This window comes from Stappia taiwanensis, assembly GCF_014635285.1.
GTDB lineage: Bacteria > Pseudomonadota > Alphaproteobacteria > Rhizobiales > Stappiaceae > Stappia > Stappia taiwanensis.
Genome location: NZ_BMCR01000001.1, coordinates 330,163 through 355,456, shown reverse-complemented (window position 1 = coordinate 355,456; position 25,294 = coordinate 330,163). Strand labels below are relative to the sequence as shown.

At 64.2% G+C, this 25,294-nt stretch carries 25 protein-coding genes; 2 read left to right on the top strand and 23 right to left on the bottom strand.

All coding sequences use genetic code 11. The annotated features are described in order from the left end of the window. Positions 1-13: 13 nt before the first annotated feature. Positions 14-1,048, bottom strand: coding sequence for a TAXI family TRAP transporter solute-binding subunit (locus IEV83_RS01570; protein WP_181758503.1), 1,035 nt, complete (start codon positions 1,046-1,048; stop codon positions 14-16). Between the two features lie 114 nt (positions 1,049-1,162). Continuing rightward, entirely contained in the window at positions 1,163-2,044 is an 882-nt protein-coding gene (locus tag IEV83_RS01565) for a LysR family transcriptional regulator (protein ID WP_181758502.1), read from the bottom strand. A 128-nt stretch (positions 2,045-2,172) separates the two neighbouring features. Between IEV83_RS01565 and IEV83_RS01560 the strand changes: the two genes are divergently transcribed. Further along, positions 2,173-3,192: a membrane dipeptidase gene (locus IEV83_RS01560; protein WP_181758501.1), complete on the top strand. Its 1,020-nt coding sequence runs from the start codon at positions 2,173-2,175 to the stop codon at positions 3,190-3,192. Positions 3,193-3,294: 102 nt separating this feature from the next. On the opposite strand, the gene IEV83_RS01555 is transcribed toward IEV83_RS01560, so the two are convergent. The 13 genes from IEV83_RS01555 to IEV83_RS01495 form a co-directional block, all read right to left on the bottom strand. Next, complete coding sequence (locus IEV83_RS01555; RefSeq protein ID WP_181758500.1) at positions 3,295-3,924, bottom strand: microcompartment protein; 630 nt, start codon at positions 3,922-3,924, stop codon at positions 3,295-3,297. A 27-nt stretch (positions 3,925-3,951) separates the two neighbouring features. Next, on the bottom strand, positions 3,952-4,236 hold the full coding sequence (locus IEV83_RS01550) for a BMC domain-containing protein (protein ID WP_181758499.1): 285 nt from the start codon (positions 4,234-4,236) through the stop codon (positions 3,952-3,954). 48 nt (positions 4,237-4,284) lie between these two features. Beyond that, positions 4,285-4,521: a EutN/CcmL family microcompartment protein gene (locus IEV83_RS01545; RefSeq protein ID WP_181758498.1), complete on the bottom strand. Its 237-nt coding sequence runs from the start codon at positions 4,519-4,521 to the stop codon at positions 4,285-4,287. Next, positions 4,518-4,967 (bottom strand): hypothetical protein, encoded by a 450-nt coding sequence (locus IEV83_RS01540; protein WP_181758497.1) that lies wholly within the window; start codon positions 4,965-4,967, stop codon positions 4,518-4,520. The genes IEV83_RS01545 and IEV83_RS01540 overlap by 4 nt, the downstream gene beginning before the upstream one ends. After that, on the bottom strand, positions 4,967-5,578 hold the full coding sequence (locus IEV83_RS01535; protein WP_181758496.1) for a BMC domain-containing protein: 612 nt from the start codon (positions 5,576-5,578) through the stop codon (positions 4,967-4,969). The genes IEV83_RS01540 and IEV83_RS01535 overlap by 1 nt, the downstream gene beginning before the upstream one ends. A 4-nt stretch (positions 5,579-5,582) precedes the next feature. After that, positions 5,583-7,178: an aldehyde dehydrogenase family protein gene (locus IEV83_RS01530; protein WP_181758495.1), complete on the bottom strand. Its 1,596-nt coding sequence runs from the start codon at positions 7,176-7,178 to the stop codon at positions 5,583-5,585. After that, positions 7,178-8,449: a class-III pyridoxal-phosphate-dependent aminotransferase gene (locus IEV83_RS01525; RefSeq protein WP_181758494.1), complete on the bottom strand. Its 1,272-nt coding sequence runs from the start codon at positions 8,447-8,449 to the stop codon at positions 7,178-7,180. Before IEV83_RS01525 ends, IEV83_RS01530 begins: the two co-directional genes overlap by 1 nt. Positions 8,450-8,477: 28 nt before the next feature. Next, entirely contained in the window at positions 8,478-9,539 is a 1,062-nt protein-coding gene (locus IEV83_RS01520; protein ID WP_244628023.1) for a phosphotransferase enzyme family protein, read from the bottom strand. 124 nt (positions 9,540-9,663) lie between these two features. After that, on the bottom strand, positions 9,664-10,434 hold the full coding sequence (gene fabG / locus IEV83_RS01515; protein ID WP_181758493.1) for a 3-oxoacyl-ACP reductase FabG: 771 nt from the start codon (positions 10,432-10,434) through the stop codon (positions 9,664-9,666). A gap of 48 nt (positions 10,435-10,482) precedes the next feature. Then, positions 10,483-11,289, bottom strand: a complete 807-nt coding sequence (locus tag IEV83_RS01510; protein ID WP_181758492.1) for an ABC transporter permease — start codon at positions 11,287-11,289, stop codon at positions 10,483-10,485. Continuing rightward, positions 11,289-12,143: an ABC transporter permease gene (locus tag IEV83_RS01505; RefSeq protein WP_181758491.1), complete on the bottom strand. Its 855-nt coding sequence runs from the start codon at positions 12,141-12,143 to the stop codon at positions 11,289-11,291. Before IEV83_RS01505 ends, IEV83_RS01510 begins: the two co-directional genes overlap by 1 nt. Continuing rightward, positions 12,143-13,228, bottom strand: coding sequence for an ABC transporter ATP-binding protein (locus tag IEV83_RS01500; protein WP_181758490.1), 1,086 nt, complete (start codon positions 13,226-13,228; stop codon positions 12,143-12,145). The genes IEV83_RS01505 and IEV83_RS01500 overlap by 1 nt, the downstream gene beginning before the upstream one ends. A gap of 26 nt (positions 13,229-13,254) precedes the next feature. Next, positions 13,255-14,391 carry an ABC transporter substrate-binding protein gene (locus IEV83_RS01495; RefSeq protein ID WP_181758489.1) on the bottom strand — a complete coding sequence of 379 codons (1,137 nt, stop codon included), beginning with the start codon at positions 14,389-14,391 and terminating at the stop codon, positions 13,255-13,257. Positions 14,392-14,598: 207 nt separating this feature from the next. On the opposite strand from IEV83_RS01495, the gene qhpR reads away from it, so the two are divergent. Beyond that, positions 14,599-15,630 (top strand): AraC-like transcriptional regulator QhpR, encoded by a 1,032-nt coding sequence (qhpR, locus tag IEV83_RS01490; protein ID WP_244628022.1) that lies wholly within the window; start codon positions 14,599-14,601, stop codon positions 15,628-15,630. Between the two features lie 39 nt (positions 15,631-15,669). Here the strand turns inward: qhpR and lpxB are convergent, their stop codons facing one another. The 8 genes from lpxB to IEV83_RS01450 all read right to left on the bottom strand — a co-directional run bounded on the left by lpxB (position 15,670) and on the right by IEV83_RS01450 (position 25,280). Then, positions 15,670-16,899, bottom strand: coding sequence for a lipid-A-disaccharide synthase (gene lpxB / locus IEV83_RS01485; RefSeq protein WP_181758487.1), 1,230 nt, complete (start codon positions 16,897-16,899; stop codon positions 15,670-15,672). Continuing rightward, positions 16,896-17,786 (bottom strand): LpxI family protein, encoded by an 891-nt coding sequence (locus IEV83_RS01480; protein ID WP_181758486.1) that lies wholly within the window; start codon positions 17,784-17,786, stop codon positions 16,896-16,898. Before IEV83_RS01480 ends, lpxB begins: the two co-directional genes overlap by 4 nt. A gap of 6 nt (positions 17,787-17,792) precedes the next feature. Further along, entirely contained in the window at positions 17,793-18,590 is a 798-nt protein-coding gene (gene lpxA, locus IEV83_RS01475; RefSeq protein WP_181758485.1) for an acyl-ACP--UDP-N-acetylglucosamine O-acyltransferase, read from the bottom strand. A gap of 8 nt (positions 18,591-18,598) precedes the next feature. Next, positions 18,599-19,072, bottom strand: coding sequence for a 3-hydroxyacyl-ACP dehydratase FabZ (fabZ, locus tag IEV83_RS01470; protein WP_181758484.1), 474 nt, complete (start codon positions 19,070-19,072; stop codon positions 18,599-18,601). A gap of 117 nt (positions 19,073-19,189) precedes the next feature. Continuing rightward, positions 19,190-20,242: a UDP-3-O-(3-hydroxymyristoyl)glucosamine N-acyltransferase gene (gene lpxD / locus IEV83_RS01465; protein WP_181758483.1), complete on the bottom strand. Its 1,053-nt coding sequence runs from the start codon at positions 20,240-20,242 to the stop codon at positions 19,190-19,192. Between the two features lie 71 nt (positions 20,243-20,313). Beyond that, complete coding sequence (bamA, locus tag IEV83_RS01460) at positions 20,314-22,638, bottom strand: outer membrane protein assembly factor BamA (protein WP_244628021.1); 2,325 nt, start codon at positions 22,636-22,638, stop codon at positions 20,314-20,316. A gap of 228 nt (positions 22,639-22,866) precedes the next feature. Continuing rightward, complete coding sequence (gene rseP / locus IEV83_RS01455) at positions 22,867-24,003, bottom strand: RIP metalloprotease RseP (protein ID WP_181758481.1); 1,137 nt, start codon at positions 24,001-24,003, stop codon at positions 22,867-22,869. Between the two features lie 62 nt (positions 24,004-24,065). Further along, positions 24,066-25,280: a 1-deoxy-D-xylulose-5-phosphate reductoisomerase gene (locus IEV83_RS01450; protein ID WP_244628053.1), complete on the bottom strand. Its 1,215-nt coding sequence runs from the start codon at positions 25,278-25,280 to the stop codon at positions 24,066-24,068. Positions 25,281-25,294: the final 14 nt, after the last annotated feature.

The window sequence follows — 25,294 nt, the reverse complement described above, 5'->3', positions numbered from 1 at the left end:
GGCCACACGGGCGTCAACCCTTGTCTTGCACAAGCGTGGAGGGGGAAACCGGGATGCCCTGTTCCTTGTAGAAGGCCAGCGCGCCCGGATGGATCGGCACACCCATGCCACGCCCGACACTCTCTTCGGAGACGCCGGCCAGCAGAGCGTGAATGCTCTTGAAGTCCTCGCGGCGGGCCCAGATCGCCTCGACCACGGCGCGCGCCAGATCGTCGGGCATGTCCTCGGAGGCGAACAGGAAGGTCGAGGTGCCGACGGTGTGGGCCTCCTCGGCCTGACCGCCATAAAGCCCCTTCGGCAGGGTCAGCTTCTCATAGCCGCCGCCAGTCAGTTCCAGGAAGCGGTCGATGGTAGCCGCGTCGAGGGACAGGGTGCGGATCGGCCGCGCGGTCTCGGTCTCGCGTACGCTCGGATGCGGGAAGAGCGACAGCCACATCACCGCATCGAGCTGGCCGTTGCGCAGGGCATTGTGGGACTCTGCCCAGCTCAACTCGCGGATCGCGCCGCCATCGGCCTCGATATCGGCCATGGACATGCCGGCGGCCTCAAGCAGGGTCTTGAAGGCGTTCCAGGAGGTCTGGCCCGGCTGACCGGCGCTGACCTGCTTGCCGCGAAGATCGGCGAGCGAGTGAATGTCGGAGGTGGCGTCGACCCAGATCTGAATGCCGCTCTGCATCAGCGACATGAGGCCACGGGTCTTGCGCACCGGCGCTTCCGGCGTCGCCGGGTCCTTGCCGTTCCACGCATCCCAGGCGTTGCTGGCGGAGGTCAGGCCGAGATCCGCCTGGCCGGACTGGACACGCAGAAGGTTCGGCCCGGAGCCGCCCGGCTGCACGTCGATGATCGTGTCCGGGTAGACACCGCGCAGGATGTCGGCAATGCCGGTGGCGACGATGTTGAACACGCCGCCCGAGGGGCCAGCGCCAATCGCCAGGAAGTCCGGAGCGGCGGCAAGCGCCCGGCCGCCGGACAGCGGCAGCGCGGCGGCAAGAGCGCCGACGCCGGTGTACTTGAGGAATGTGCGTCTGTTCAGTGCTTCAACCATCATGGTTCCTCCCTGAAGGCAACGGATCGCGCAAGCGACGCTGCGTCGTATTGGTCCGATGCTCTACGGGTGACGCGTGGCCGCCTTTCCATCAAGCTTAAATTTCTGATGCAAACTTCAGCTTTCCTGAAGTTTCAACCTGAGATCGCGCAACTCCTCCAGGAACGCCAGAACTGCCGGGCTTGGAACCGCGCGGGCCGCACGCAGGATCCCGACCCGCCGCCGCGCGTTTTCATCAGCCAGCGGCAGGAACCGCAGGTCGGACACACCGCGCATGGTCAGTTCCGGCAGGAGCGTCACACCAACCCCCGCCCGGACCAGCGAGAACAGCGAGGTGTTGTTGCGCACCATCATGCGGGAGCCGTCGAGGATCGGCTTGAACTCCGGAACCGTGATCTGGAAGCAGGTGCCGTTGGCGAGGAAGTCGAGCCCTTGCAGATCGCTCCAGTCGACGGGCGCTCCCCGTTCGGCCAGCGGATGATCCGGCGGACAAACCAGCCCGAATGGATCTGACAGGAACGGCTCAACAAGCAGCTCGCCGCTATCGTTGGCAAAGCTCGCCAGGCCGATATCGACGCGGCCGCGGGTCAACTCACGGGTCACCGCAAGCGAATCCATGTCCCGCAGGTCGATGAAGACCCGAGGTCGGGCGCGGGCGAAGGTCTTGATCACCTCCGGCAGGATGCTGGCCGCGACCGAGGGCACGGCGGCGATCCGAACGGAGCCGGATTCGGAGCGGGCATAGCTCAGCATCTCATCGACCGTGCCGTCGAAATGGTTCACCGTCTGCAACGCCTGTTCGAAGATATGCTGGCCGAGGCCGGTCAGCTTGCTCTTGCGCTCAGTCTCGAACAAGGGCGCGCCAAGGTGCTCCTCGAACTGCTTGAGCATCATCGACACCGCCGAGGGGGTGCGGCCAAGATGGTCCGCAGCCTCGGACAGATTGCCCCGCTGCGCCACCGCCGCGAAGCAGCGCAACATCTCCAGCTTGATTGCCATTTCAGGTTTTCTCAAGTTCGTTTCAGATATTTGATTTTGACTGAAATCTGTCTCCGGGTCGAGAGTGCGGCAACAGTCGCACCGCCGTTTCGGGCGGCGCTTTCTTTTCGAGGAGCACGACCCCGCCCATGGCAAGCCCGGCCTTTCGCATCGACAATCTGCAATACGCCAACTGGTCGCGTAAGATCTTTGAACAGATGCGCGCCGGCGGGCTCGACGCGGTGCATGTGACCATCGCCTATCACGAGACCTTCCGCGAAACCGTCGCCAATATCGAGAAGTGGAATCGCTGGTTCGAGCAGCACGGCGACCTGATCATGCCCGGGCGCTGGGCCAGCGACGTGCGCCGGGCACGCGAGACCGGCCGTACGGCGATCTTCTTCGGCTTCCAGAACCCCTCGCCCATCGAGGATGATATCGGCCTCGTCGAGGTGCTTCATGACCTCGGCGCCCGCTTCATGCAGCTCAGCTACAACAACCAGTCGCTGCTCGCCACCGGCTGCTACGAGGCGGAAGACCCCGGCATCACCCGCATGGGCAAAGAGGTGATCCGCGAAATGAACCGTGTCGGGCTCGTCATCGACATGAGCCATTCGGCGGACCGCTCCACCTTCGAAGCGATGGAGATTTCCACCCGGCCGATCGCCATCACCCACGCCAATCCGAAGGCCTGGGCCCCTGCCCTGCGCAACAAGAGCGATGACATCCTGCGGGCGCTGGCCCAGTCGGGCGGCATGCTCGGGTTCTCGCTCTACCCCCATCACCTGAAGGACAAGTCCGACTGCACGCTGGCCAGCTTCTGCGAGATGGCGGCGCGCACGGCGGAGATCATGGGGCCAGCCGCCATCGGCATCGGCTCGGACCTGTGCCAGGACCAGCCGGACAGCGTGGTGGAATGGATGCGGGTCGGCCGCTGGTCGAAGTCGATCGACTATGGCGAGGGCTCGGCGGACAATCCGGGCTTCCCGCCGATGCCGGAGTGGTACCGGGACAACCGGGACTTCGGAAACTTGCGCGACGGTTTGCTGGCGGTCGGTTTCTCGGAGGCCGAGACCGACGGCATTCTCGGCGAGAACTGGCTGCGTTTTTACGAGACCAACTTCGTTCCGGCAAAGGCCCTTGCCGGCGAACTGGCGAAAGCGGTCTGAGCGCCTTCCTCCCAGGGCAGCTCCCAAGCGAAACCGGCCGGATCCTTGAACGGATCCGGCCGGTTTCCGGTTTTCGCCGTGACTTTGCGGCGCGGCGGGCGGCTACCCCGCCCGCCCCTGCACTTGTTCCAGTGTCCGGGTGATGGCATCGCGGGCCTTTTCCATGTCCGCCCGCGAGCCCGACATGAAGATGCGGCCGGTGGCGCCCATCATCTGCACATCGTTGAGGGTGGCTTCGGGCGCGGCCCGCTCCGCCTCGTTGGCGGCGACACAGGCAAACAGCGCCGGCGCCATCTCGTAGATCAGCAAGGACACGCCGGGCACCAGGATCGACGCATCGCGTGACCGGTTGAGGATGATCGCGTGCTGGTCCGACAGGTCGTCGATGATGTCCTGAAACAGGATCTTCGGCGCCAATTGGTCGCTGTCCTTGGCGCCGATCCCCTTCAGGATCGCCTGTCCGGCCTTCTGCAATTCCTCCGGATCGTCGGAATGCAGCTCCAGGAGGCCGAACTGGCGCTCGGTGAAGAGAATGCCGGGCTCCATGTCCGGCGATTCCTTCAAGGCCAGATCGGCGATCCGGTGAATGGCAAGCGCGGGGGCCACCTCGATGATCAGGCTGTTCTGACCCTCGAAGGGCGGATAGCCCCGCGCCCGCAGCGGCGTTGCAAGATAGGCCGCAAACTGTGGCTGCAGATCCTGGATCGGCAGATAGACCCTGAGTTCTGTCATGGTTCCGGCCTTCTCCTGATCGATGCCTTACTTGACGTTCGCGGCTTCGAAGTGCTTGCCGAGATCGGGATGCGGACGCGGGATCACATGCACCGACACCACTTCGCCGATCTGGTTGGCGGCTTCCGCGCCGGCCTCGGTCGCGGCCTTGACCGCACCGACGTCGCCCTTGACGACCACCGAGACAAGCCCGCCGCCGACCTCGTTGCGGGCGACGATCTCCACATTGGCCGCCTTGACCATCGCGTCGGCAGCGGTCAGCGCCGGCACATAGCCACGGGTCTCGATCATTCCAATTGCCTGACTAGCCATGATGCTTCTCCTCTTTCAGGTCTTGTCCAGAACGGGCGGGGCCGCCCGTCAGTTCTCGTCGATCGAGCCGATGATCAGCGCATCGACCGGAGCCTTGATCTTGGTGAAATATCCAGCGGCAACAGAGCCCTGGGTGATCAGCACGTCCTCACCCTCGGCGCAGCCGAGCGGGTCGAAGGCGATGATGGTGGTGCCGGCGACATCGACCTCCAGCAGGGAGCCGACCGGCAGGGTGTCGATGCGTTTGGTGGCCCAGACCCGGCCTGTCACTTTTCCACGGATCATGACGCTGTCCTTTCAAGTCGGATGCCCCGACGCCGCAACTCGTCGCGGGCCAGAGGGGTGAGCCGCACGGATTTATCCGCAAGAACCGATGTGGTCCCGTCCGGCAGGCCGGCGATGTCCCGTTCCGAGATCATCCCCCGCTCGAACCGCACCTGACGGGGCGCGGCCTGTGGCGGCGGGGCCGCCGGCTGATGCGCCTCGATCCGCACCGGCGCGCCGTCCTCGGCAAGGCGGAAACGGTGGCGCCCGGCGAGAATGTCGGCCCGGCGCGCGCCGTCCTGGGCCATCTCCAGCACCCTGAGGGCGAAGGCGTTGAGATCGGCGCTGGAGCGGATCGCCACCGCTTCCTGCGTGACCTGCGGCGCGGCGGCGGGCGCCAGATCCGCCCGCACCCGGCCCAGTTCCTCGCGCAACAGCTCGCGAAGGACTTGGCGAAGGTCGTCCACTAGACCGCTCCCGCCGACCGCAGTGCGGCTTCCGCTGCGTTGCGCGCATTGCGCACCTCCGCCTCGTCACCGGCGAGATAAAGCCGCCCGTTCGGGCCGATCATGCGGTAGTCGATCAGCTTGATGTTCGCTTCCTTCTCCGCCTCGTTGCAGGCCAGCATGGCGTAGGAGGCCGACTGGCATTCCAGGAGGTAGAGGCTGTCGCCGCCGAGGATCATCGAGCCCATGCGGTTGCGGTTCATCAGGAAGGCGTGCTGGTGATCCACCCGCGTGACGATCTTCGAAGCGAGGATCTTCGGCGGCGCCGCATCCTCGCGCCGCGCGCCAAGCGCGTGAAGCACCGCGTCGGCACCGGCCTGCACCTCGGCGGTGGAGCGGGAATGGAACTCCAGCGTGCCGAACTGGCGCTCGACCACCAGAAGGCCGGCCTTTACGTCGGCGCTTTTCAGCGCCACGTCGGTCAGGGCCTCGATGTCGAGCCCGGGGGCGATCTCGATAATCTGCGCGGCCATGCGCGAGCGTGGCAGGCTGCCGCGCATCCAGGTCGCCACATAGGCCAGCGTCTGCGGCTGCAACTGGTCGATGAAAATGAAGGAGCGAAGGTCTGCCATGGGGTTATTTCCTCAGGAGATCGCGAAGCTCGGCCGCAATCAGGCGGCGCAGCTCGTCCTTGGTCGCAGCGTCCAGCGAGGACGCCGCCGACGGTGCGGGGGACAGGGCAGCCGACGGGGCGGCGTAGCGCGGCGGTGCGGTGCCCGGCACACCATCGGCGGGCGCGGTGGGAAGCTGTCCCCGGAAGGCGCGGGTCACGCCTTGAAAGTTGCCGAAGGGCACCTTCCGGTCGGCGTTGTAGGCAATGCGGGTCCAGTGAACGAGGTGCTGGGGGCCGACGTTTTCGCCGATGGACGAGCGGCCGAAGAAACCGGTGCCGATGGTGAAGGTGGGCGCCAGATTGGTGGCGAAACCCGCCGCCCCTTGCGAGCAGGGCGCATTCACCACCACGCGGTAGGCCTCCACCAGCGCGGCATAGTCCATGATCACCGCCTCATCGCGGGCATGGATTGCCGCCGAGTGCCCGGCTCCGGTCAACCGCAGGACCGCGCGGGCCTGGGAGAGGGCCTGCGTTCGGGTCTTTGCAACATGAAGAGCCAGAACCGGGCACAGCTTTTCCTTGGACAGCCGCTCTTCCACGCCGATCTGCGTGATGGGCGTCACCAGGATCCGGGTGTTGGCGGGAACGCGAATGTTGCATTCCTGGGCAATCCAGGTGGCGTCCCGGCCAATGGCTTCCACGTTGAAGCCGCGCGGATGGAACAGGAACCGGCGCAAGGCCGCCGTCTCCTCCTCCGTGCACAGGTAGGCGCCGGCGGACTTCAGCGCCATCCGCAACTGGTTCTCGACCTCCGGAACCGTGATCAGCACGCTTTCGTTGGTGCACAGGATCGAGTTGTCGAAGGATTTTGAGGCAACGATGGCCTGGGCGGCGGCGCCGATATCCGCCGAGGTATCGACGAACACCGGGGCGTTGCCCGGCCCCACGCCAATCGCCGGATTGGAAGAGGAATAGGCCGCGCGCACCATCGGCGTGCCACCGGTCGCCAGGATCACGTTGGTCTTCGGCGAGGTCATGAAAGCCTCGACCAGCGGGATCGACGGCGTCTCCAGGATCTGGATGGCACCGCTCGGCGCACCGGCGGACTCCGCCGCCCGGGCCAGCGCCGTTGCCGCCTCGATGGAGACCGCGCGCGCCGCCGGATGGGGCGAGATAACGATGGCGTTGCGGGTCATCATCGCCAACAGGATCTTGTAGTTGAGGGTCGCCACCGGATTGGTCGAGGGGGTCAGCGCGAAGATCACCCCGGCCGGCCGGGGGATTTCGACGATCTTGCGCGCGTCATCAATGCGCGAGTTGACGAAATCCTGATCGCGGTAGTGCTCCACCAGTGGACGCGCGGTCAGCTCGTTCTTCAGCTTCTTGTGCTCGGCAACGCCGAAGCCGGTTTCCTCCACCGCCTTGGTCGCCATCTCCCCGGCCATCGCATGGGCCGCCTCGGCGACCGCATCGACAATCGCCATGGTCGCGGCCCGATCGTAGCGGTCGAAGACGGTGGCGGCCCAGCGGGCACGGTCCAGCATCAGATCCGCCTTGCCGGCGCGCGCGGCGGGGCTGTCCGAAATATCGACAAGCGAATTGTAAAGCGCCTGATCCATCAGTACGTCCTCCGGCGGCTGCCCATGACCTCATCCCGCGCCAGCTCGACGGCGATGGCGACGCGCCGAAGCACGTCCTCGGCATCGGCCTGGCTGAGCAGAAGGCCCGGCTTGAACTGCAGCACCCGGGGATCGAGCGTGGAAAAGATCGCCCAGACCCCGTTTTCATAAAGGTGCTTCATCACCGGCTTGGCGCCCTGTTCGTGATTGAACTCCAGCCCCATGATCACGCCGTGCTGGCGGATGCCGATGAAGAAGTCGGGGAACTGGGCCATGATGTCGTCGAGACCTGCCCGCAGATAATCGCCGATGTACTGCACCATGGTGCGCACCTCCGGGCGCTGGATGATCTCCAGCGTCTTCATGGCGACGATGCAGCCAAGCTCCGCGCCGCCCATGGTGGAGATGTGGCCGAAGCCATCCTCCGACAGCCAGCCGCCGCAACGCTCGGAAATCAGCACACAGGCAATGGGGTACATGCCGCCGGAAATGCCCTTGCCGGTGACCATGATGTCCGGCTCGACGCCGTATTTGGTGCAGCCCCACATCTCACCGGTGCGCATGAGGCCGGTCTGCACCTCGTCGGCGATGTAGAAGGCATCGTATTTCTCGCAGAGCTTCTTCACCGCCGGCAGATAGCCGACCTCGGGCATGGGGAAGCCATAGGTCGCCGGGATCGTTTCCATGATCACGGCGGCGACATCCCGGCCGCGCAGGGCGTCTTCCATCGCATTGAGGTCGTTGAAGGGAACCTGAACGAATTCCCCTTGCGCATCCTCGGAGAGAAACAGTTTGGAAAAGCGGTCGTCGCCGGTCTTCACCGCCAGACCGGTGTGGCCGTGGTAGGCCTTGACGATCGAGACGATCTTCTTCTTCTGCGCGGCGTGACGGGCGGTCTTCAGGGCAATGTCGATGGCCTCGCCGCCACCGGACCCGTAGGCGGTGTACTTGAAGTTGGGACCGGGAGCGACCGCCTGCAGCGCCTCGGCCAGCGCGGTGCGGGCCAGCGCCGGGAAATGGTGGTTGCCCATGTCGAAGCGCTCGGTGCCGGCCTTCAACACTTCCACCAGTTCCGGATGGCGGTGCCCGAGGTTGTAGGTACCGCCATTCAGATGCAGGTCGATCAGGCGACGGCCGTCCATATCGTAAAGGTGATAGCCTTCACGCCGGTCGATCACCAGATCGACTCCCATGTCGATCCAGTCCTGCGTCTTCCCTGGATTCCAGAAGGTCTTGGACCGTTCCAGAAACTCTGTCTTCGCCTGGGACATCGGGCTTCCTTTCAACAGTTACCGCTACTTAGAGCGATTTCCGCAGGACTGACTTGACAGGTCCGCAGTTTGAATTGACAGGCTGGCCCTCACCCACCCGGCGCAGGTAGTCCGCGCCCAGCTCCGCCGTCACACGGGCGAACCCGGGCGCCAACGCCTGTGGCTCGGGCGCCTCGATATGGCTGCCGATCCAGGCCAGCAGCGCCATCCGGCGGAGCATGATGAAGGTGTCGATTTCCCGCTCTTCCGCCGCACTGAGAGGCCGATGCCGGCGGTAGCCGCGCACCCAGGCGGTCTTGAGGTCCGGCACAGCCGGGTGGTCTTCCATGAAGCTGATGGCGGAAGCAAAATCGTAGAGGAACCAGCCCATGCCGCAGTCATCGAAGTCGATCAGGCGCGGCCCCTCGGGGCTGAGCAGCAGGTTGGCAAGGCGCATGTCCGCGTGGATCAGGCCGAAGCGGTCCGGCCCCTTGCCGAAGGCGGCCAGCCGCTGGCGAACCAGCGCCTCGACCTCCTCCAGCACTTCGCGGGTCGGACCATCCACCTCCGGGCCATCGCGCCAGTCGCCCCAGGTCGGGTTCCGCCCGAAGACCGCCTCCTCCTCCCACACCAGCCGTTCAAAATTCACCGGGCGTTGCCAGCTGACGGAATGGTTGTGGGTGCGGGCGGCAATCTCGCCGAGCTTCTCGAAATGGCCGACCAGGTCCTGGCTTTCGTCTGGCTGCGCGCCCTCGACGAAATGGAACATCACCATGTAACGCGGCGCCGGCAGTCCCGGCACGCTGCCTTGCTGGATGCGCTTGCCATTGCGCCCGACATAGACCCCGGGGGTGGTGATGCCGGCCTCCGCATTCAGCGCGTCGGACCAGGCCAGCTCGCATTCGATCGCCCGTTCGGAGTGATAATTCTCCCGGTGGACCCGCAGCACGGAGCGAAAGTCCCCCGCCTCGACCAGATAAGTCGCGTTCTCCGAGACATTGATCAGCCGAGCCGTTGCCCCGTCCGGGACGTCCCACAGGATGAGTGAGCGATTGGCAAGCGTCTCCAATCGCTCGAGGAGCTCCTCGAGCGGCATATCGCATTTAGACATGCTGTTTCCTAACCTTCGGCGTCCGGGCCGCCCCGCCGCCTGGCGAGGCGCGGGGGCCCTGACTGCTGGAATTCGATCGGGCTTTCCGGTCGCGGTGCCCTAGCCGGACGCCGCGAAGGCCGACCTAGATCTCCGCGATCGCCTCAAGCGATTCGGGGAGGATCTGCCCGCCATCGACCACGATCTGCTGACCTGTGATGTAGCCGGCCTCATCGGAGGCGAAGAACAGGGCGGCGTTGCCGATATCCTCCACCGCGCCGAGACGCTTCAAGGGGATCGAGGCGGCCATGGTGTCGAGATAGTCCTGGCCAAGGTCCTGAAGGCCCTCGGTGTAGATGTTGCCCGGCATGACCGCGTTGATGGTGGTGTTGTAGCGGGCCAGCTCCATCGCGGCGGTCTTCAGGAAGCCGAGCTGCCCGGCCTTGGAAGCGCCGTAATGGGACCAGCCGGGAAAACCGGTCACCGGGCCGGTGATCGAGGAGGTCAGCACCACCCTGCCCTTGCCCGCCTTCTCGAAATGGGGAATGCAGGCCTTCACCGACAGGAAGGAGGAGCGAAGGTTGGTCGCCATCACCCGGTCCCATTCGGCCGGATCCATGTCGACCATCTTGGTCTGGGGAAAGACGCCGGCATTGGCGCACAGGATGTCGATCCCGCCTTGCGCCCGGGCCGTGCTGTCGACCATGGCACGCATGCTGTCCCAGTCGGCGACGTCGCAGACCTCGTAGCGCACCTCCCCGCCGATCTCGGCGGCGGCATTCTTCAGCGCCTCCTCGCCGCGCGCCGCCAGGGTCACCCTGGCGCCCTGCCGGGCGAAGACGGAGGCGATGCCTCGGCCGATCCCCTTCGACCCGCCGGTGACAATGACGCTTTTTCCCTTGATGGATGTGAGCATGTTTCCTCCCGAGTTGCTCCAAGTACGTGTGTTCCTGCCCTGCCGCTCTTATCCGGCCCGCGCCTCCCGCACGGACCTGACCAGCCAGCCGATGGACATGGCCAGAAGGATCAGGGCAAAGGAGCCGACGACCGACATCACTCCCAGTGTCGGCACCAGCGGCGAATAGCCGGAGACCATCTTTGCGTAGAGCCATTCCGGCAGGGTCGAATCCGCGCCGGTGGTGAACAGCGACAGCGGGAAATTGCCCCAGCTGAGCAGAAAGGCGAACAGACCGGCGGAGACGAGACCCGGCATCAGCAGCGGCAGAGTCACCTCACGCAGGATCGTCACGGTCGATGCCCCCATGTCGCGCGCCGCCTCCTCCAGCGCCGGGTCGAAACTATAGGCGCGAATGGCAACGATCAGGGTGGCGATTGGCGCGATCCAAACCAGATGGGCGACAACTGCGGTCTTCCAGGACGGGATCACCCCAACCGAGTTGAACCACATCAAGAGCGCCAGCCCGAGCACGGTCTGCGGAAAGAAGATCGGCAGCAGGATCAGCTTCTGAAACAGGCTGCAGAAGCGCCACTGGTAGCGGGCAAAGGCCAGCGCGCCGAAAAAGGCCACCACCATCGATACCAGCGTGACGATCACCGCCACCTTCAGCGAGGTGAAGAGCAGATCGCTCACCGTATCGCTGCGCAGCGCCTCGGCGTACCATTTGGTCGAGTAGTGCCGGATCGGGAAGCTCAGGTAGCGCGCCTTGGAAATCGAGGCAAAGCCGACCGACACCAGCGGCAGGTAGAGAAAGACGATGATCGCCACGCCATAGACATAGAGCGCGATCCGGGTTGTCTGGCTCGTTTTCATCAGCGCTTCCTCCCCATGATCGCGTCGAGGTCGATCCGGCTGACACCGAACAGCGCAAGCCCGCCGATGATGACGATCAGCACCATGGAGAGCGCCGCGCCGAGCGGCCAGTTCTGGCCGAAGGTGAAGGCGGTTTCGATATCATCGGCGATGACGATCACCGCCTGACCGCCGAGGATCTTGGATTCCGCCAGTGCCCCGGCCGCCAGCACGAAGGTCAGGAGGGAGCCGACCATGATGCCGGGCGCGGCCAGTGGCAGCTCGACCTGACACAGGATCTGCCAGCGCGAGGCACCGAGATCGGCCGCCGCCTGGCGTGTATCGTCCGGAACCATGGAAATGCCCTGGGCCAGCGGAAACAGCATGAAGGGCAGATAGACGTAGACCAGCCCGAAGATGATGATGCCGGTGTTGTAGAGCGGGCTGTCAAAGCCGATGCCGGTCAGAGAGCGGAAGTAGCCCTCGAACAGACCGCCCTTCATCAGGGTCAGCACCCAACCGAACAGGCGGATGTTTTCCGACACGAACAGGCTCATCACCACGGCAACGGTGAGGACCAGGGTAAACCGGCCAAACACCTTGGCCATGCCGAAGGCCAGCGGCCAGCAGACCAGGAACAACGCCAGGGTGGCAATGAGTGCCATGGCGAGCGACCACAGCAGCGATTTGTAATAGCCGCGCTCGAAGAAGACGCTGTAGGCGGAGAAGTCCGGCATATGTGCCAGGGTGAACACCTTCGCCGGCATCACGGAAAAGACGGCGACCACCACAAGCGGCGCCAGGAAGCTGAGCACGAGGATCAGCCCCAGGGGCATCGCCGACAGAAGACCCAGTTTGCGGTCGTGACGCTCCATCACTGCCCCCGGATCAGGTGAACATGGTCGCCATCGAACCCCAGTACCACCTCGGCGCCCGGCTGACGGTCGACCCGGTCCTCGCGCAGCTTCTCCACGGTGATCACCTGCCCGCCTAGCGTCTCCACCTCGTATTGAATGCGCGAGCCAAGGGCGTATTCGCCGTGCAAAATGCCGCGCAGGGTGAAGTCGGCGGTGTCGGAACTGGCAAGGAAGCGCACGTATTCCGGCCGCACCATCAAGGTGCCAGTGGCACCAGGCGCCATCGCCACGCCGCAGGTCTCGGCATGGCCGTTCATATGACTTTCCAGCCCCGCACCGGAGAGCCCGCCCCCGTCTGTGCCGGTGACATCGAACAGATTGACCTCGCCCATGAACTCGGCGACGAACCGGTTGACCGGCCGGCCGTAGATCTCGTCGGCCACGGCGATCTGCTCGAAATGCCCCTTGTTCATGATGGCGATCCGGTCGGACATCACCATTGCCTCCTCCAGCGAATGGGTGATGTAGACGAAGGTCTTGCCGGTGCGGGAGTGCAGATCCTTCAGCTCTTTTTCCAGCGTCTTGCGAAGCCGGTAATCGAGCGCGGAAAGCGGTTCGTCGAAGAACAGGATCTCCGGATCGAAGGCGAGCGCGCGGGCCAGCGCCACCCGCTGCCGTTCACCACCGGAACATTGCGAAATCCGCTTGCTGTAGTAGCTCTGGGGCAGACGCAGAAGATCCAGGAGCTCCAACGCCCGGTCCCGGCGCTTCTCGGCCGGGACCTTGCGCAGTTTCAGCGGGAATTCCACGTTCTGCCCCACGCTCATATGCGGGAACAGCGCAAGCGACTGGAACACCATGCAGGTGGGACGCTGGTTGGCCGGGGTCTGGTCGATGCGCCGGTCGCGCAGCCAGATTTCCCCCTCAGTCACCTCGTCCATGCCGACGAGAAGACGGATCAACGTCGATTTCCCACTGCCCGAGGGACCGACGATGGTGAAGAATTCACCTTCCTCGATATCGAGGTTCACACCGGGCAGCGCGGTAAAGCTCCCGAAGGTCTTGACGACATTCCGAAGCCGCAAGATGGGTTGCGATGTCATGAATGGCTTCCAGCGCTTGGCTTCGGTCAGGTGCGACGGGCTTCGGTGTAGATGTCGATCAGCGCGTCGTAGGACGTCACCACATCGTAATCGAGCGACCGGGCCATCTCCTCCGCCAGGCTGTCCATCTGAATCGCGTCCAGCTCCTCGCTGTCGAACTGCGCCAACACGTCCGGATTGCCCATCTGGCTGACCGGGTTGTAGGTGCCTTCGGTGAAGGCCACCGCCTTGGCGATCTCCGGCGTCTGCACGAACTCCAGGAAGTCCTCGGCGACGGAGCTGGGGTCGGGATTGTTCACCGCCGAGGTCAACTCGACCCAGACACAGCCGCCCTTGCCGTCCACCGGACCAGAGTTCGGGGTGATCGCCCGCACATTGGTTGCCCCATCATAGCGGGCCGGCGACGCGGTATAGGTGCCGCCGGTGAAATAGGCATCGATCTCGCCGTTGATCAGCGCCGTGTTCATGGCGACCAGATCGTCGGTGAGCAGCTTGGCGCCGCCGAAGATCGCCATTGCCGTGTCGCGGAACTTCGACAGCCCCTCGCCCTCGATGGCGGCAAAGGGATTGAGCCCGGCGGTCAGGCACATGTGAATGACGTTCCAGTTGTCATAGGTCAGAACGCCGTAGCGGCCCTTCATCGCCGGATCGAGGAACAGGTTCCAGCCCTGATCCTCCGCCGTCTCCCGGCTGATCTTGTCGGTGTTGACGACGAAGCTGAACGGACCGTAGCGCTGGGGCATGCCTAGGAGATTGCCATCGTCGGCGAAGGCCAGCGGATAGGGCGCGGCGAACTCCGGCAGCATCTTGTCGAAATACGGCAGGAACCGCTCCTTGCTGAGCGGCTTGATCAGCCCTTCGGGGTAAAGCTGGTCGCGGGCCCAGGGCTGATTGACGTTGATCAGGTCCCAGACGCTGGTCTCGCCGGCGCGCAGCTTGTTGATCATGTCCGGGTCGGAAGTGCCGCTTTCGGCGCGCACGGTGACCCCGGAATTGGCGGCGCGGAATGGCCCGAGCACCCCATCGGAGTTGTAGCCTTCCCAGCAAAGAATGTTCATCTGGTCATTGCGCGCGGCACGGGCCGGCGACATGCGGCCGGCAACCATCAGACCCGCTGCCGTGGCGGCGGTTCCCGCCAGAAATCGTCTGCGTGTAACAGTCATTGGATTCCCCTCCGGTCAGGCTCTGGTTAGGCATTTCGTTCCTTATTTTATCCTTCCAGCCTAATACCGGTTTCCTCCGCACGACTTGACAAGCGACAGTTCAAATTTAACACTACTTCTCAACCTGACCCGTCAACGAGGTCAGTTTCCAGAGGGATGGCTACGAGGCATAAAGCCCGTGCCGGCAACACATGAATCGAAAAATCCGTGCAACAGCCAGTAAATTCGTGCGAATTCACGGCGCCGTCTAAAGTTTTGTCGGCAGCGGCAAATGGAGCGGAACAATTGTTTCGCGCGTGCGGGGGAGACATCGACCGGATCCTCGGACAGACAGGGATCCGGCATGAGGACTTCGAAAACCCGGTTTCCGAAGTAAATCTCTCCCAGTATTGCGAAATGTTCGAGGTTGCAGCGCAGCAAACCGGAAATCACAACATCGGGTTGCATTTCGGCAAGAATTTCCAGCCAAAACAACTTGGCATGCTTGGCTATGCGGCGATCAGCTCGCCGACACTGGCCGCTGGCCTGCGCCACATGGAGACCTACTTCCCCGCGCATCAGGGACAGACCACCTTCGGACTCCTGCCGGATGATGGCGTTCTGTGGCTGAGCTACCAGATCGTCGACCCCAGGGTAATCAACCGTCGGCAGGATGCGGAACTGTCGCTGGGCATGTTTTGCAACGTGTTCCGCGCCGCGCTCGGCGAAGACTGGGCGCCACTAGAAGTGCGTTTCGAGCATTCCGCACCCGACGACGGCAGCGAGCATGAGCGGCTGTTCAACGCGCCGGTACGGTTCGGACGGCGGACCAATGCCATCGCTTTCCGGCGCAAGGATCTCGATGCCAAGATGCCGGATCAGGACCCGTATCTGTTTTCCGTGGTGAAGGCCTTCCTGGAGAGCCGAAACGCCTCACTGGAGGACCCGACGGACTTCGCCACGCTGGTGCGCAATCAGGTCAAGCTCAACTTGGGCTCCCGCCTGCCGACCCTGCCGGAGATCGCCTCGGTGCTGGGGCTGTCCTGCTCCAGCTTCCAGAAGCAGCTCAGGCGACACGGGCTTGCCTTCCCGGACATCCTCAAGGCCGCCCGGCATGAGCTTGCGCTGCACTACATGGACGATCCGGACATGTCGCTGACGGAAATCGCCTACAACCTCGGCTATTCGGAGCAGTCCGCCTTCACCCGCGCCTTCCGCAACTGGACGGGCATGAGCCCGCAGCGCTACCGCCGACTCTAGGGTCCAGACCTTGGACCCTAGGCTGAAGCGATATTCGGCCTAGTCCGGCTTTTCGCCACGCGCGACGGCGATGACGATCCGTGCCGCACGGCCTGACGGCGTCTCGCCATTGTCGAGCTGCATGGCATCGTCCAGCCGGGAAAAGACGCGGGTCTGACGGGCGCGTTCCGGCGTGTCCGCCAACAGCGGAACCAGCGCGGCGGCAAGGGTCTCCGGCGATGCATCATCGTCGAGGAATTCCGGAACGGCGTTTTCCTCCAGGATGATATTCGGCAGCACCATCGAGGTGACGCCCGCGAATTTCAGAACCTTGTTGAGGTCCTTGATCCGCCGGTACACCCAGTCGAGCCGATAGGCGATAATCATCGGAACGCCTGCGATCGCCAGTTCAAGCGATACTGTACCGGATGCGGCCAAGGCCGCGTGCGCGCTGCGGAAGGCAGCGAATTTCGCCTCTTCCCCCAGAACGATTTCCGGCGCGGTCTTCCAGCCGGCCACCTGCGCGCGAATATCATCCGCCAGATGCGGCACGGCTGGCAGCAACACTCGCAAATTCGGGTACTCAGCATGGACCCGCTCGACCGCCTGACCGAAATCCGTGAGCAAGCGCGACACCTCACTGCGCCGGCTTCCCGGCAGCAGCAGCAGCACACGCTCGGCCTCTGGCGCCTCCAGCCGAGTCCGCTCCCCATCGGCGGGTCGCAGCTCGTCAATGCGCTCGATCAGCGGGTGGCCGACGTAGCTGGTCGGCGGACCGCCCAGGCGCCGATGGGCGGCCGGCTCAAACGGCAGGATCGCCAGCAAATGGTCCACATAGGCCGCCATCTTGCGCGCCCGCCCCGAGCGCCAGGCCCAGACCGAGGGCGAGACGTAGTCGACAATGGGAATATGCGGCGCGCGCTTGCGCACCCGCTTGGCGACATTATGAGTAAAATCGGGGCTGTCGATGATCACCAACACATCCGGGTTGGCGGCAATCGCATCGTCCACCGCCTGATAGACCCGGCGGACGATGGTCGGCAGGCGCGGCAGCACCGCCGTCAGGCCCATTACCGCGATATCGGAAATCGGGAAGAGCGATGTCAGCCCCTCGCCGGCCATCCGCTCGCCGCCGACCCCGCGAAAGCGCACCCCCTCCCCAAGCTCACCCTTCAGCGAGCGCATCAGCCGGGCGCCAAGCTGATCGCCGGATTCCTCGCCAACGATCAGATAGACATTCAGCGGCTTGCGTGGGCGCTCGGGCCGCGCCTGGCTCTGATCGGCGGTCATGTGTCACCTGGTTGGCTGGGGGAAAGCTTCGGCGCGGGCGGCAGGGTCGGCATTCCCCAGAGGAACACTTTCGAGGTGCCGGCCAGTTGCAGCGTTCGCGCCCGTTCGGCGATCAGCACCCGCCCCGCTTCCACTGCGACCCCGGCAAGGCCTGCTGCCCCGGCCAGCTCCACCGTTGCCGGGCCAATGGCCGGCAGGTCGATGCGCAAATCCTGTCCCGGCTTGGCGCATTTGACGAGAACCCCGCCCTTGCCCTTCACCCGTCCGATCTGCCGCAACTCCGCGCAGCGGCGCAGCATGGCATCGGTGCCTTCCGCCCCTTCGACGGCGACGATCCGCCCGGCAATGGCAACCGCCCCCTGACCGATATCGAGGCGCCCCAGCTCGATCACCGCCCGGCGGGCGAGCTCCAGATCCGCCATCGCATCGGATGAAGGGCGCGGGCCGGCAATAGCCCCCTCACCCGCCAACAGCTCCGGTGCAATCTCATGGGCGCCGATGATCCGAAAGCCTTCGTCCTCGAACAGGCGAATGATACGGGTCAGCAGGGAGTCATCGCCGCCAACCAGCGCCGCAACGATGCGCGGCAGGCGCCGCATCGTGCCGAGATCGCCAACGATTTCACGGACTTCCGGGCGGCGCGTCACCCCGCCGATCATCACCACATCGCGGCAGGATTCGCGCTTGAGCAGGTCGGCGAGTTTGCCGATCTGGCCCCAGCCGAGATAAGTCGGATCATACTCGGCAATGGCGGGATCGGCCTCGCCCTTGATGGCGATGGCGACCACCTTGCGCCCGCTGGCGCGCGCCGCCGCGACCACTTCCACCGGCAGCCGCCCGCTGCCGCAAATCACCGCAACAGGCGTGGGATTATCGCCGGGGCTCACCGGTCGTCACCCTTCGAATGCAGGCGTGCAGAACCGGCGGTCGGTCTTTTCCAGAATGAAATCCGTGACCTTGAGCACCAGAGCCCGATCCGCATAGGCCGCGGCCACCTTTTCCGCGCGCTGGCGCAAGGTGCCCTCCTCGACCTCGAATAGCTCCTTGTAGGCGCTGCGCAGGGCATGAATATCTTCACGGGCGTAGCCATGGCGCTTCAGGCCGACCAGGTTAAGCCCATTGAGCCGCGCCCGGTTGCCCATCACCATGCCGAAGGGGATGAGGTCGTTTTCCAGGCCCGCCAGTCCGCCGACAAAGGCGTTGTCGCCAATGCGAGTGAACTGGATCACGGCGGCGCCGCCGCCGAAAATGACGTGATTTCCGACCGTCACGTGGCCGGCAATCATCACATTGTTCGACAGGATGATGTTGTCGCCGAGGCGCGAATCGTGCCCCACATGGGAATTGGCAAGGAACGCACAGCGATTGCCGATCACCGTTTCATGACCGCCACCGGCGGTGCCCGGATTGATCGTCACACCTTCGCGAATGATGCAGTCGGCGCCAATCATCAGGCGCGCGTCCTCGCCCTTGAACTTCAGGTCCTGGGCCTGATGTCCGACGGAAGCGAAGGGAAAGATCACCGTGCGGGCGCCAACCTGCGTGTTGCCCGCCACGACCGCGTGAGATTTCAGCTCGACGCCATCGCCAAGCTCGACCTCCGGCCCCACATGGCAAAACGGGCCGATGGCGACATCCGCGCCAAGCCGCGCGCCATCTTCCACCACCGCGGACGGGTGAATTCTTGCCATTAAAGTCCTCAATCGTCGTTGTTGTCGACCAGCATGGCGCTGATCTCGGCTTCCGCCACCTTCACCCCGTCGACCAGCGCGACGCCGTCGAACTTCCAGATGTTGGAGCGGTTGCGGATCTTCTTCATATGGTACTCGACCCGGTCCCCGGGAACGACCGGCCGGCGGAATTTCGCACGGTCGATGGTCATGAAATAGACCAGCTTCGGCGTGTCGGCATTGCCGCGCGAATGGACGCAGAGCGCACCGGCGGTCTGGGCCATGCCCTCGATCAGCAACACGCCCGGCATCACCGGCTGGCCCGGGAAATGGCCCATGAAATGAGGCTCATTCGCCGTGACATTCTTGATACCGATGGCGGACTGATCCCCATCCATGTCGACGATCCGGTCGACCATCAGGAAGGGATACCGATGCGGGAGAAGTTCCAGTACCCGAAGGATATCGGCACTTCCCAACGTCTTGTTTTCACCCTCGCTCATGCCCTCAGTCCTCAACCTGATGTGTTTTTATTTCCTGCGTCGCGAAAATCCGGCCCCTTCGTCCGGGAACCTCGACCGACCTTCTCCCATTTCCCGATGAGATGACAAGGCAGGCCGTTAGTCGGTCGGCTTCTTCAATCCGCGTTCGGCCAGTTTGGCGAGGGTCTTCACCTCACGGAACCAGACCTTCACCGGCTTGGCCGGCACGCCGCCATAGCGCTCGCCCGGGGGCACGTCCGCCTCCACCACGCTGACGGCGGCGATCTGGGCGCCCATGCCGATGGTAACGTGGCCGCGAACACCGCTTTGCCCGCCGATGGCGACGTAATCCTGCAAGGTGGCGCTGCCGGAGATGCCGACCTGCGAAACAATCACGCAATGACGACCAATGACAACGTTGTGGCCGATCTGCACCTGGTTGTCGATCTTGGTGCCCTCGCCGATCACCGTATCGCGATTGGCCCCACGATCCACCGTGGTGTTGGCCCCAATCTCCACATCGTCCTGAATGATGACCCGGCCGATCTGCGGCACCTTCAGGTGTCCTTGCGCGCCCATGGCAAAGCCAAAACCATCCTGCCCGACGCACACGCCCGGATGCAGGATCACCCGATTGCCGATCAACGTGCTCTGCACCACCGCATTGGCGCCAATCGCACAATCGCGGCCGATGCGCACCCGCGCGCCAATCACCGCATTTGCCTGGATGCGCGTGCCCCGGCCGATCTCGGCTTCCGGCCCGATCACCGCGCCGCCCTCGACCACCACGCCATCTTCCAGCCGCGCGCTCGGATCGATGCGGGCAGCGGGCGAGATCCCGCCGAGGGTGCCGTCCATGGTCATCGGTGTGAGCGCGGCCGGATAAAGGCGGCCGAGAATGATGCCCCAGGCCCGGTACGGCTCGCGCACCACGATGGGCGTGACACTCTCCGGCACCTTGGCCGCGTGACGCTGGGACACGAGGCAAGCAGTCGCGACGGTTTCGGCCAGCATGGGGAGATATTTGGTATTGTCGAAGAACACCAGTTGCCCGGCCACCGCATCTTCCAGCGGACCGACGCTGTCGATCACCCGTTCGCCGCCGCCGGAGGGCAGCTCGCCCTCTACCCAAGCCGCGAGATCGGCGATGGTGACCGGTGCGAAAGCGTCGAAAAAGACCGGATCTGTCATGGTTTCCTCACGAGCAAACCGGCCGCCGAACGAGCGGCAGCCGGTTCAAATTGCAGCAGTGTTCAAACCGATCAGAAGCGCGTGCCACCGCCGATGCGGAAGAACTGCGTACGGTCGCCGGTTTCCTTGACCAACGGCCAGGCGAAGTCGGCACGGATCGGCCCGAAGGGCGACACCCACTTGACACCGAAGCCCGCGGAGACGCGCGGCGAGAAACCGTTCGACAGAACCGAGCCGGCCGGCTGATTGCCACCGCAACCCCCACCCGTCTCGACGCAATTGATAAGCGCCGGATCGGCATCCCAGACAGCACCGAAGTCAGTGAACACGGCACCGAACAGGCCAAGCTCACGCGGCAGACCGAAGATCGGGAACTCTGCTTCCGCATTGGCATGCACATACCAGCGACCACCGAGCGAGTCGCCCGTGGTGGCGTCACGCGGACCGATGCCCTGCGGCTCGAAACCACGCAGCCACGAGTCGCGGTGCTGGAACTGGTCGGTCACCCGCAGATCCTTGCCGAGACCGAAGATGTTACCACCGCCGGCGCGCAGCACGCCCACCACGCCCCACTCAGGCAGGAGCTCCTTGTAGGCGCGGGCATCGACCGTGGTCGACAGGTAGCGGGAATCGCCGCCGAGACCAGCCAGCTCCTGACCGAAGGTCGCATAGAAGCCGTCGCGCGGATCCAGCCGGCTGTCGCGAGTGTCATAGACCAGCGTGTAACCGATCGACGAGGTGATGTTCCGACCGTACGAAGACGTCAGCGCATTCGACAGCGTGTTCGTATTCTTGCGGCTCACCTCCTGATCGAAGATCCGGTAGACGAGATTCAGGCGCAGCTCGTCATCGCGCAGCGGAAGACCCAGACCGATCGAGCCGCCGGTAGTGTCCAGCTCGTAATCGCGGAAGTCCGTCTCGCCATAGACACGGCGGTAGACATCCAGCGAAAGCGCAACCCGGCGACCGAGGAAATACGGCTCGGTGAACGCGAATTCATAAGACTGGGTCGAGCTGCCGACACCAAGCTTGGCGCGAACGAACTGACCGCGACCGAGGAAGTTGCGCTCACTGATGGTGACATCACCAATCACACCGTCGGAGGTCGAGTAACCAACACCGAAGCCAACTTCACCGGTGGGCTGCTCCTCCACATCGACATTAATGATGATGCGGTCCGGCGCGCTGCCGCGAGCGGTGGTAATCCGCACGTTCTTGAAGAACTGCAGATCCTTGAGGCGACGTTCGGCCTTGTCGATCAGCACTCGGTTGAAGGCGTCGCCCTCGGCCAGATCGAACTCACGACGAATGACGTATTCGCGGGTCCGGTCGTTGCCGCGAATGTTGATCCGCTCGACATAGACCCGAGGACCTTCCTCGATGAAATAGGTCAGCGAGATCGTCCGGTTCTCGTAATCGCGCGTGGCGCGCGGACGAACCTGGGCGAAGGCATAGCCCTGCCGCGAGGCATCGAGCGTCAACGCCTCAAGCGACTTCTCGACCTCAAGCGAGGAATAGGTATCCCCCGGATCAGTGCGCAGCTTGCGGCGCAACTCTTCCGGATCGACGCTGGCAAGCGACGTCTGCACATCGACATCGCCGTAGGTGTACTGCTCACCCTCTTCAATCGTGAAGGTGACGTAGAACACGTTCTCTTCACGGTCGAGATCGGCCACGGCCGAAATGATACGGAAATCCGCATAGCCATGCCGGTAGTAGAACTGACGAATCAGCTCCTGGTCGGCATCGAGACGATCCGGATCGAAGCTGTCGGTCGTGCGCAGGAAGCTGAGCAGCCCGCTCTGACGGGTACGGATCACATCCTTCAGACGACCGTCACTGAACTTGGTGTTACCGATGAAGGTAATGCGCTCGACGCCGGTGCGCTCGCCTTCGTTGATCTCGAACACCAGATCGACGCGATTGCTGTCACGGCTGATGATCTTCGGCTCGACGGTCGCGCGATAGCGACCGGAGCGACGATACGCCTCAAGAATATTCTGAACGTCGGACTGCACCTTGGCGCGGGTCAGCATCGACCGCTCCTGGGTCCGCACCGCGCCCTTCAGGGTCTCGTCCGAAATCCGCTTGTTGCCCTCGAAGGACACGCGGCTGACCATCGGGTTCTCGACCACGGACACCACAAGGGCATTGCCCTGGCGATTGATCGAGACATCCTCGAACAGCCCCGTGGCAAACAGAGCCTTGAGCGATTCGTCGATATCGGCCGCACCATAGGGCCGACCGGGACGGATCGTCAGGTAGCTCTCGACTGTCGCAGGCTCGATGCGCGTATTGCCACGCACGACCACCCGGCTGATCACGGCGGCTTCGGCCTCAGAGGTTCCGATGACCGGTACGGAATGCGGCAGGATCGGCGCGACCCCGCACATCATTGCGGCTACCAGGATCGTTCTGGTCGTGTTCTGCAGACGCTGCATAAAGACACTGTGCCTTTTTCTGGTTCCGCCACCTCAGGTACCTGCTGACTACAGGTCGGATGAGCGGCCGAGATTCTTCATATACGTCAGTCGTTTTACAGTCTTTTGCCACGGACGCAACCGCTCAAACCGGCCCTTAGGCGATTCAAGCGCAAGCGTTGCAGCAGCGACACGCTTTCCGCCTCACAAGGCGGAAAGGTGCAGCACATCGTTCCATGTCGCGAATACCATCAGGAACAGCACGATGGCTATCCCCAATCGGAATCCGTATTCCTGGGCCCGCTCGCTCAAGGGTTTTCCACGCACCGCCTCGGCTGCGTAGAACAGCAGATGCCCGCCATCCAGCATGGGAATCGGCAGCAGATTGAGCAGACCGATGCTAATGGAGAGAATCGCCGTCAGGTTGAGCAGCGCGGCAAAGCCGAGGGTCGCCACCTGCCCCGAGATCTGGGCAACCCGAATGGGGCCGCCGAGCTGATCGACCGATTCACGCCCGGCAAAGATGCCAGCCACGTAGCCGCCGGTGCGCGCGACCACGAACCAGGTTTCCTTGACAGCCTCTTCCACCGCCTCGACCGGGCCGAACTGGCGCTTGACGATATCCTCCGGCTTGGCACTGCGGCTGATGCCCAGCAGACCCACCTTCTGGACATTGCCGAAACGGTCGGTGATCTCCCGCCGCTTCGGCGTGACGGTGACGTCGATCAGCTGCCCGGACCGGTCAATCGCCAACTGAAGCGGAATATCGGCGCTGACGCTGACCGCCCGCTGCAGCTCCGAAAATGTCTCGATCGGCTCACCGCCGATAGCAACGATCAGGTCTCCGGGAAGAATGCCAGCTTCCTGCGCGGCGCTTTCCGCCTGCACCTGATCGACGCGCGGAGAAATCTCCGAGCGGCCCAGCACGGAAAACAGCAGAGCGAAGATGACAATCGACAGGATGAAGTTGGCAATTGGTCCGGCGGCGACAATGGCCGCCCGGCGGCCGACGCTCTTGGTCTGGAAGGCGCCGGCGCGCTCTTCCTCGCTCATCCGGGCCAGCGCGGCAGTGTCGGGGGCGCTCGCCTCGTTCTCATCGCCTGCGAATTTGACATACCCGCCAAGCGGAATGGCGCAGACCTTCCAGCGCGTCCCCTTCCGGTCGTTGCGGCCGAAAAGCTCCGGCCCGAAGCCGACGGAAAACGCCAGAACCCTGACACCGCACCAGCGCGCAACCAGGAAATGACCCAGCTCGTGAAAGAACACGACGACTGTCAGAACAAAGAGGAACGGCAGGAGATATCCCGCCGCAGACCCGAACACAGATCCGATCAGTTCCATTCGTATCCCCTCCGCCTGGGCCAGCATTCTGCCCCCGGCGAGTTAAGAAGCTGTTTGCATCGTCAGCCGGTCAAGCCGGCAAGGTCCCGCGCGGCCTCGCGGGCCAACGCGTCCACCTGAAGCACCTCATCGACCGAGCCGGGTGCGGTCAACTCGCCATTGCGCGCCATGGTCTCCAGCACCGCCTCCACCGTCTCGGCGATCTGCAGAAAACCGATGCGACGGTTCAGAAAGGCCTCGACCAGAACCTCATCCGCCGCATTCAGCGCGGCCGTGGCGGCCGTGCCGGTTGCCATTGCCTCACGCGCGAGACGCAGAGCCGGGAAGCGGATCGGATCCGGAGCCTCGAAGGTGAGCGTTCCCAATGCGGCGAGATCAAGGCGCTGTGCCGGCGTCCGCATGCGGCGGGGCCAGGCGAGGCAATGGGAAATCGGCGTCCGCATGTCCGGCGAACCAAGCTGCGCCAGCACCGACCCGTCGCGGTATTGTACCATACCATGCACCACGGACTGTGGATGCACCAGCACGTCAAGTTGATCGGGGCGGACCGGGAACAGGTGCCGCGCCTCGATGACCTCGAACCCCTTGTTCATCATCGTCGCGCTGTCGATCGAAATCCGTGCGCCCATGCTCCAGTTTGGATGGCGCAGCGCCGCTTCCGGCGTGACGTGACGCATCTCCTCAAGCGACAAGCTTCGGAATGGCCCGCCAGAGGCGGTCAAGGTCAACCGCTCGACCTGCCCCACATTGCCCGCCTCGAACACCTGGAACAGGGCATTGTGTTCCGAATCCACCGGCAGGATGGTCGTGCCGGCGGAGCGTGCCGCCTGCATGAACAGATCGCCGCCGCAAACAAGGCATTCCTTGTTGGCAAGCGCGATGGTCGTGCCCGCCCGCACCGCCGCCAGGGTCGGCGCCAGTCCGGCCGCTCCGACAATCGCCGCCACCAGCATATCCGCCGGCCTCTCAGCCGCCGCGACAACCGCTTCCGCGCCCGCCGCCGCCTCGATCCCGGAGCCGGCCAAGGCAGCCTTGAGGGCGCCATACGCCGCCGGGTCCGCCACCACCGCCAAGCGGGCCCCGACCCGGACAGCGGCATCAGCCAGCGCCTCGGCGCTGGTGTTTGCCGTCAGCGCTTGAACCTCGAAGCGCTCCGGATAGCGCTCGACCAGATCCAGGGTGCTGCGGCCGATCGAGCCACTCGCCCCCAGCACCGTCAAGCGCATCGGCGCCCCGGCGGCCTCGTCGTGATCCGCACCGCCCGGACCTTGCATCATTTCGCTCACTGTCA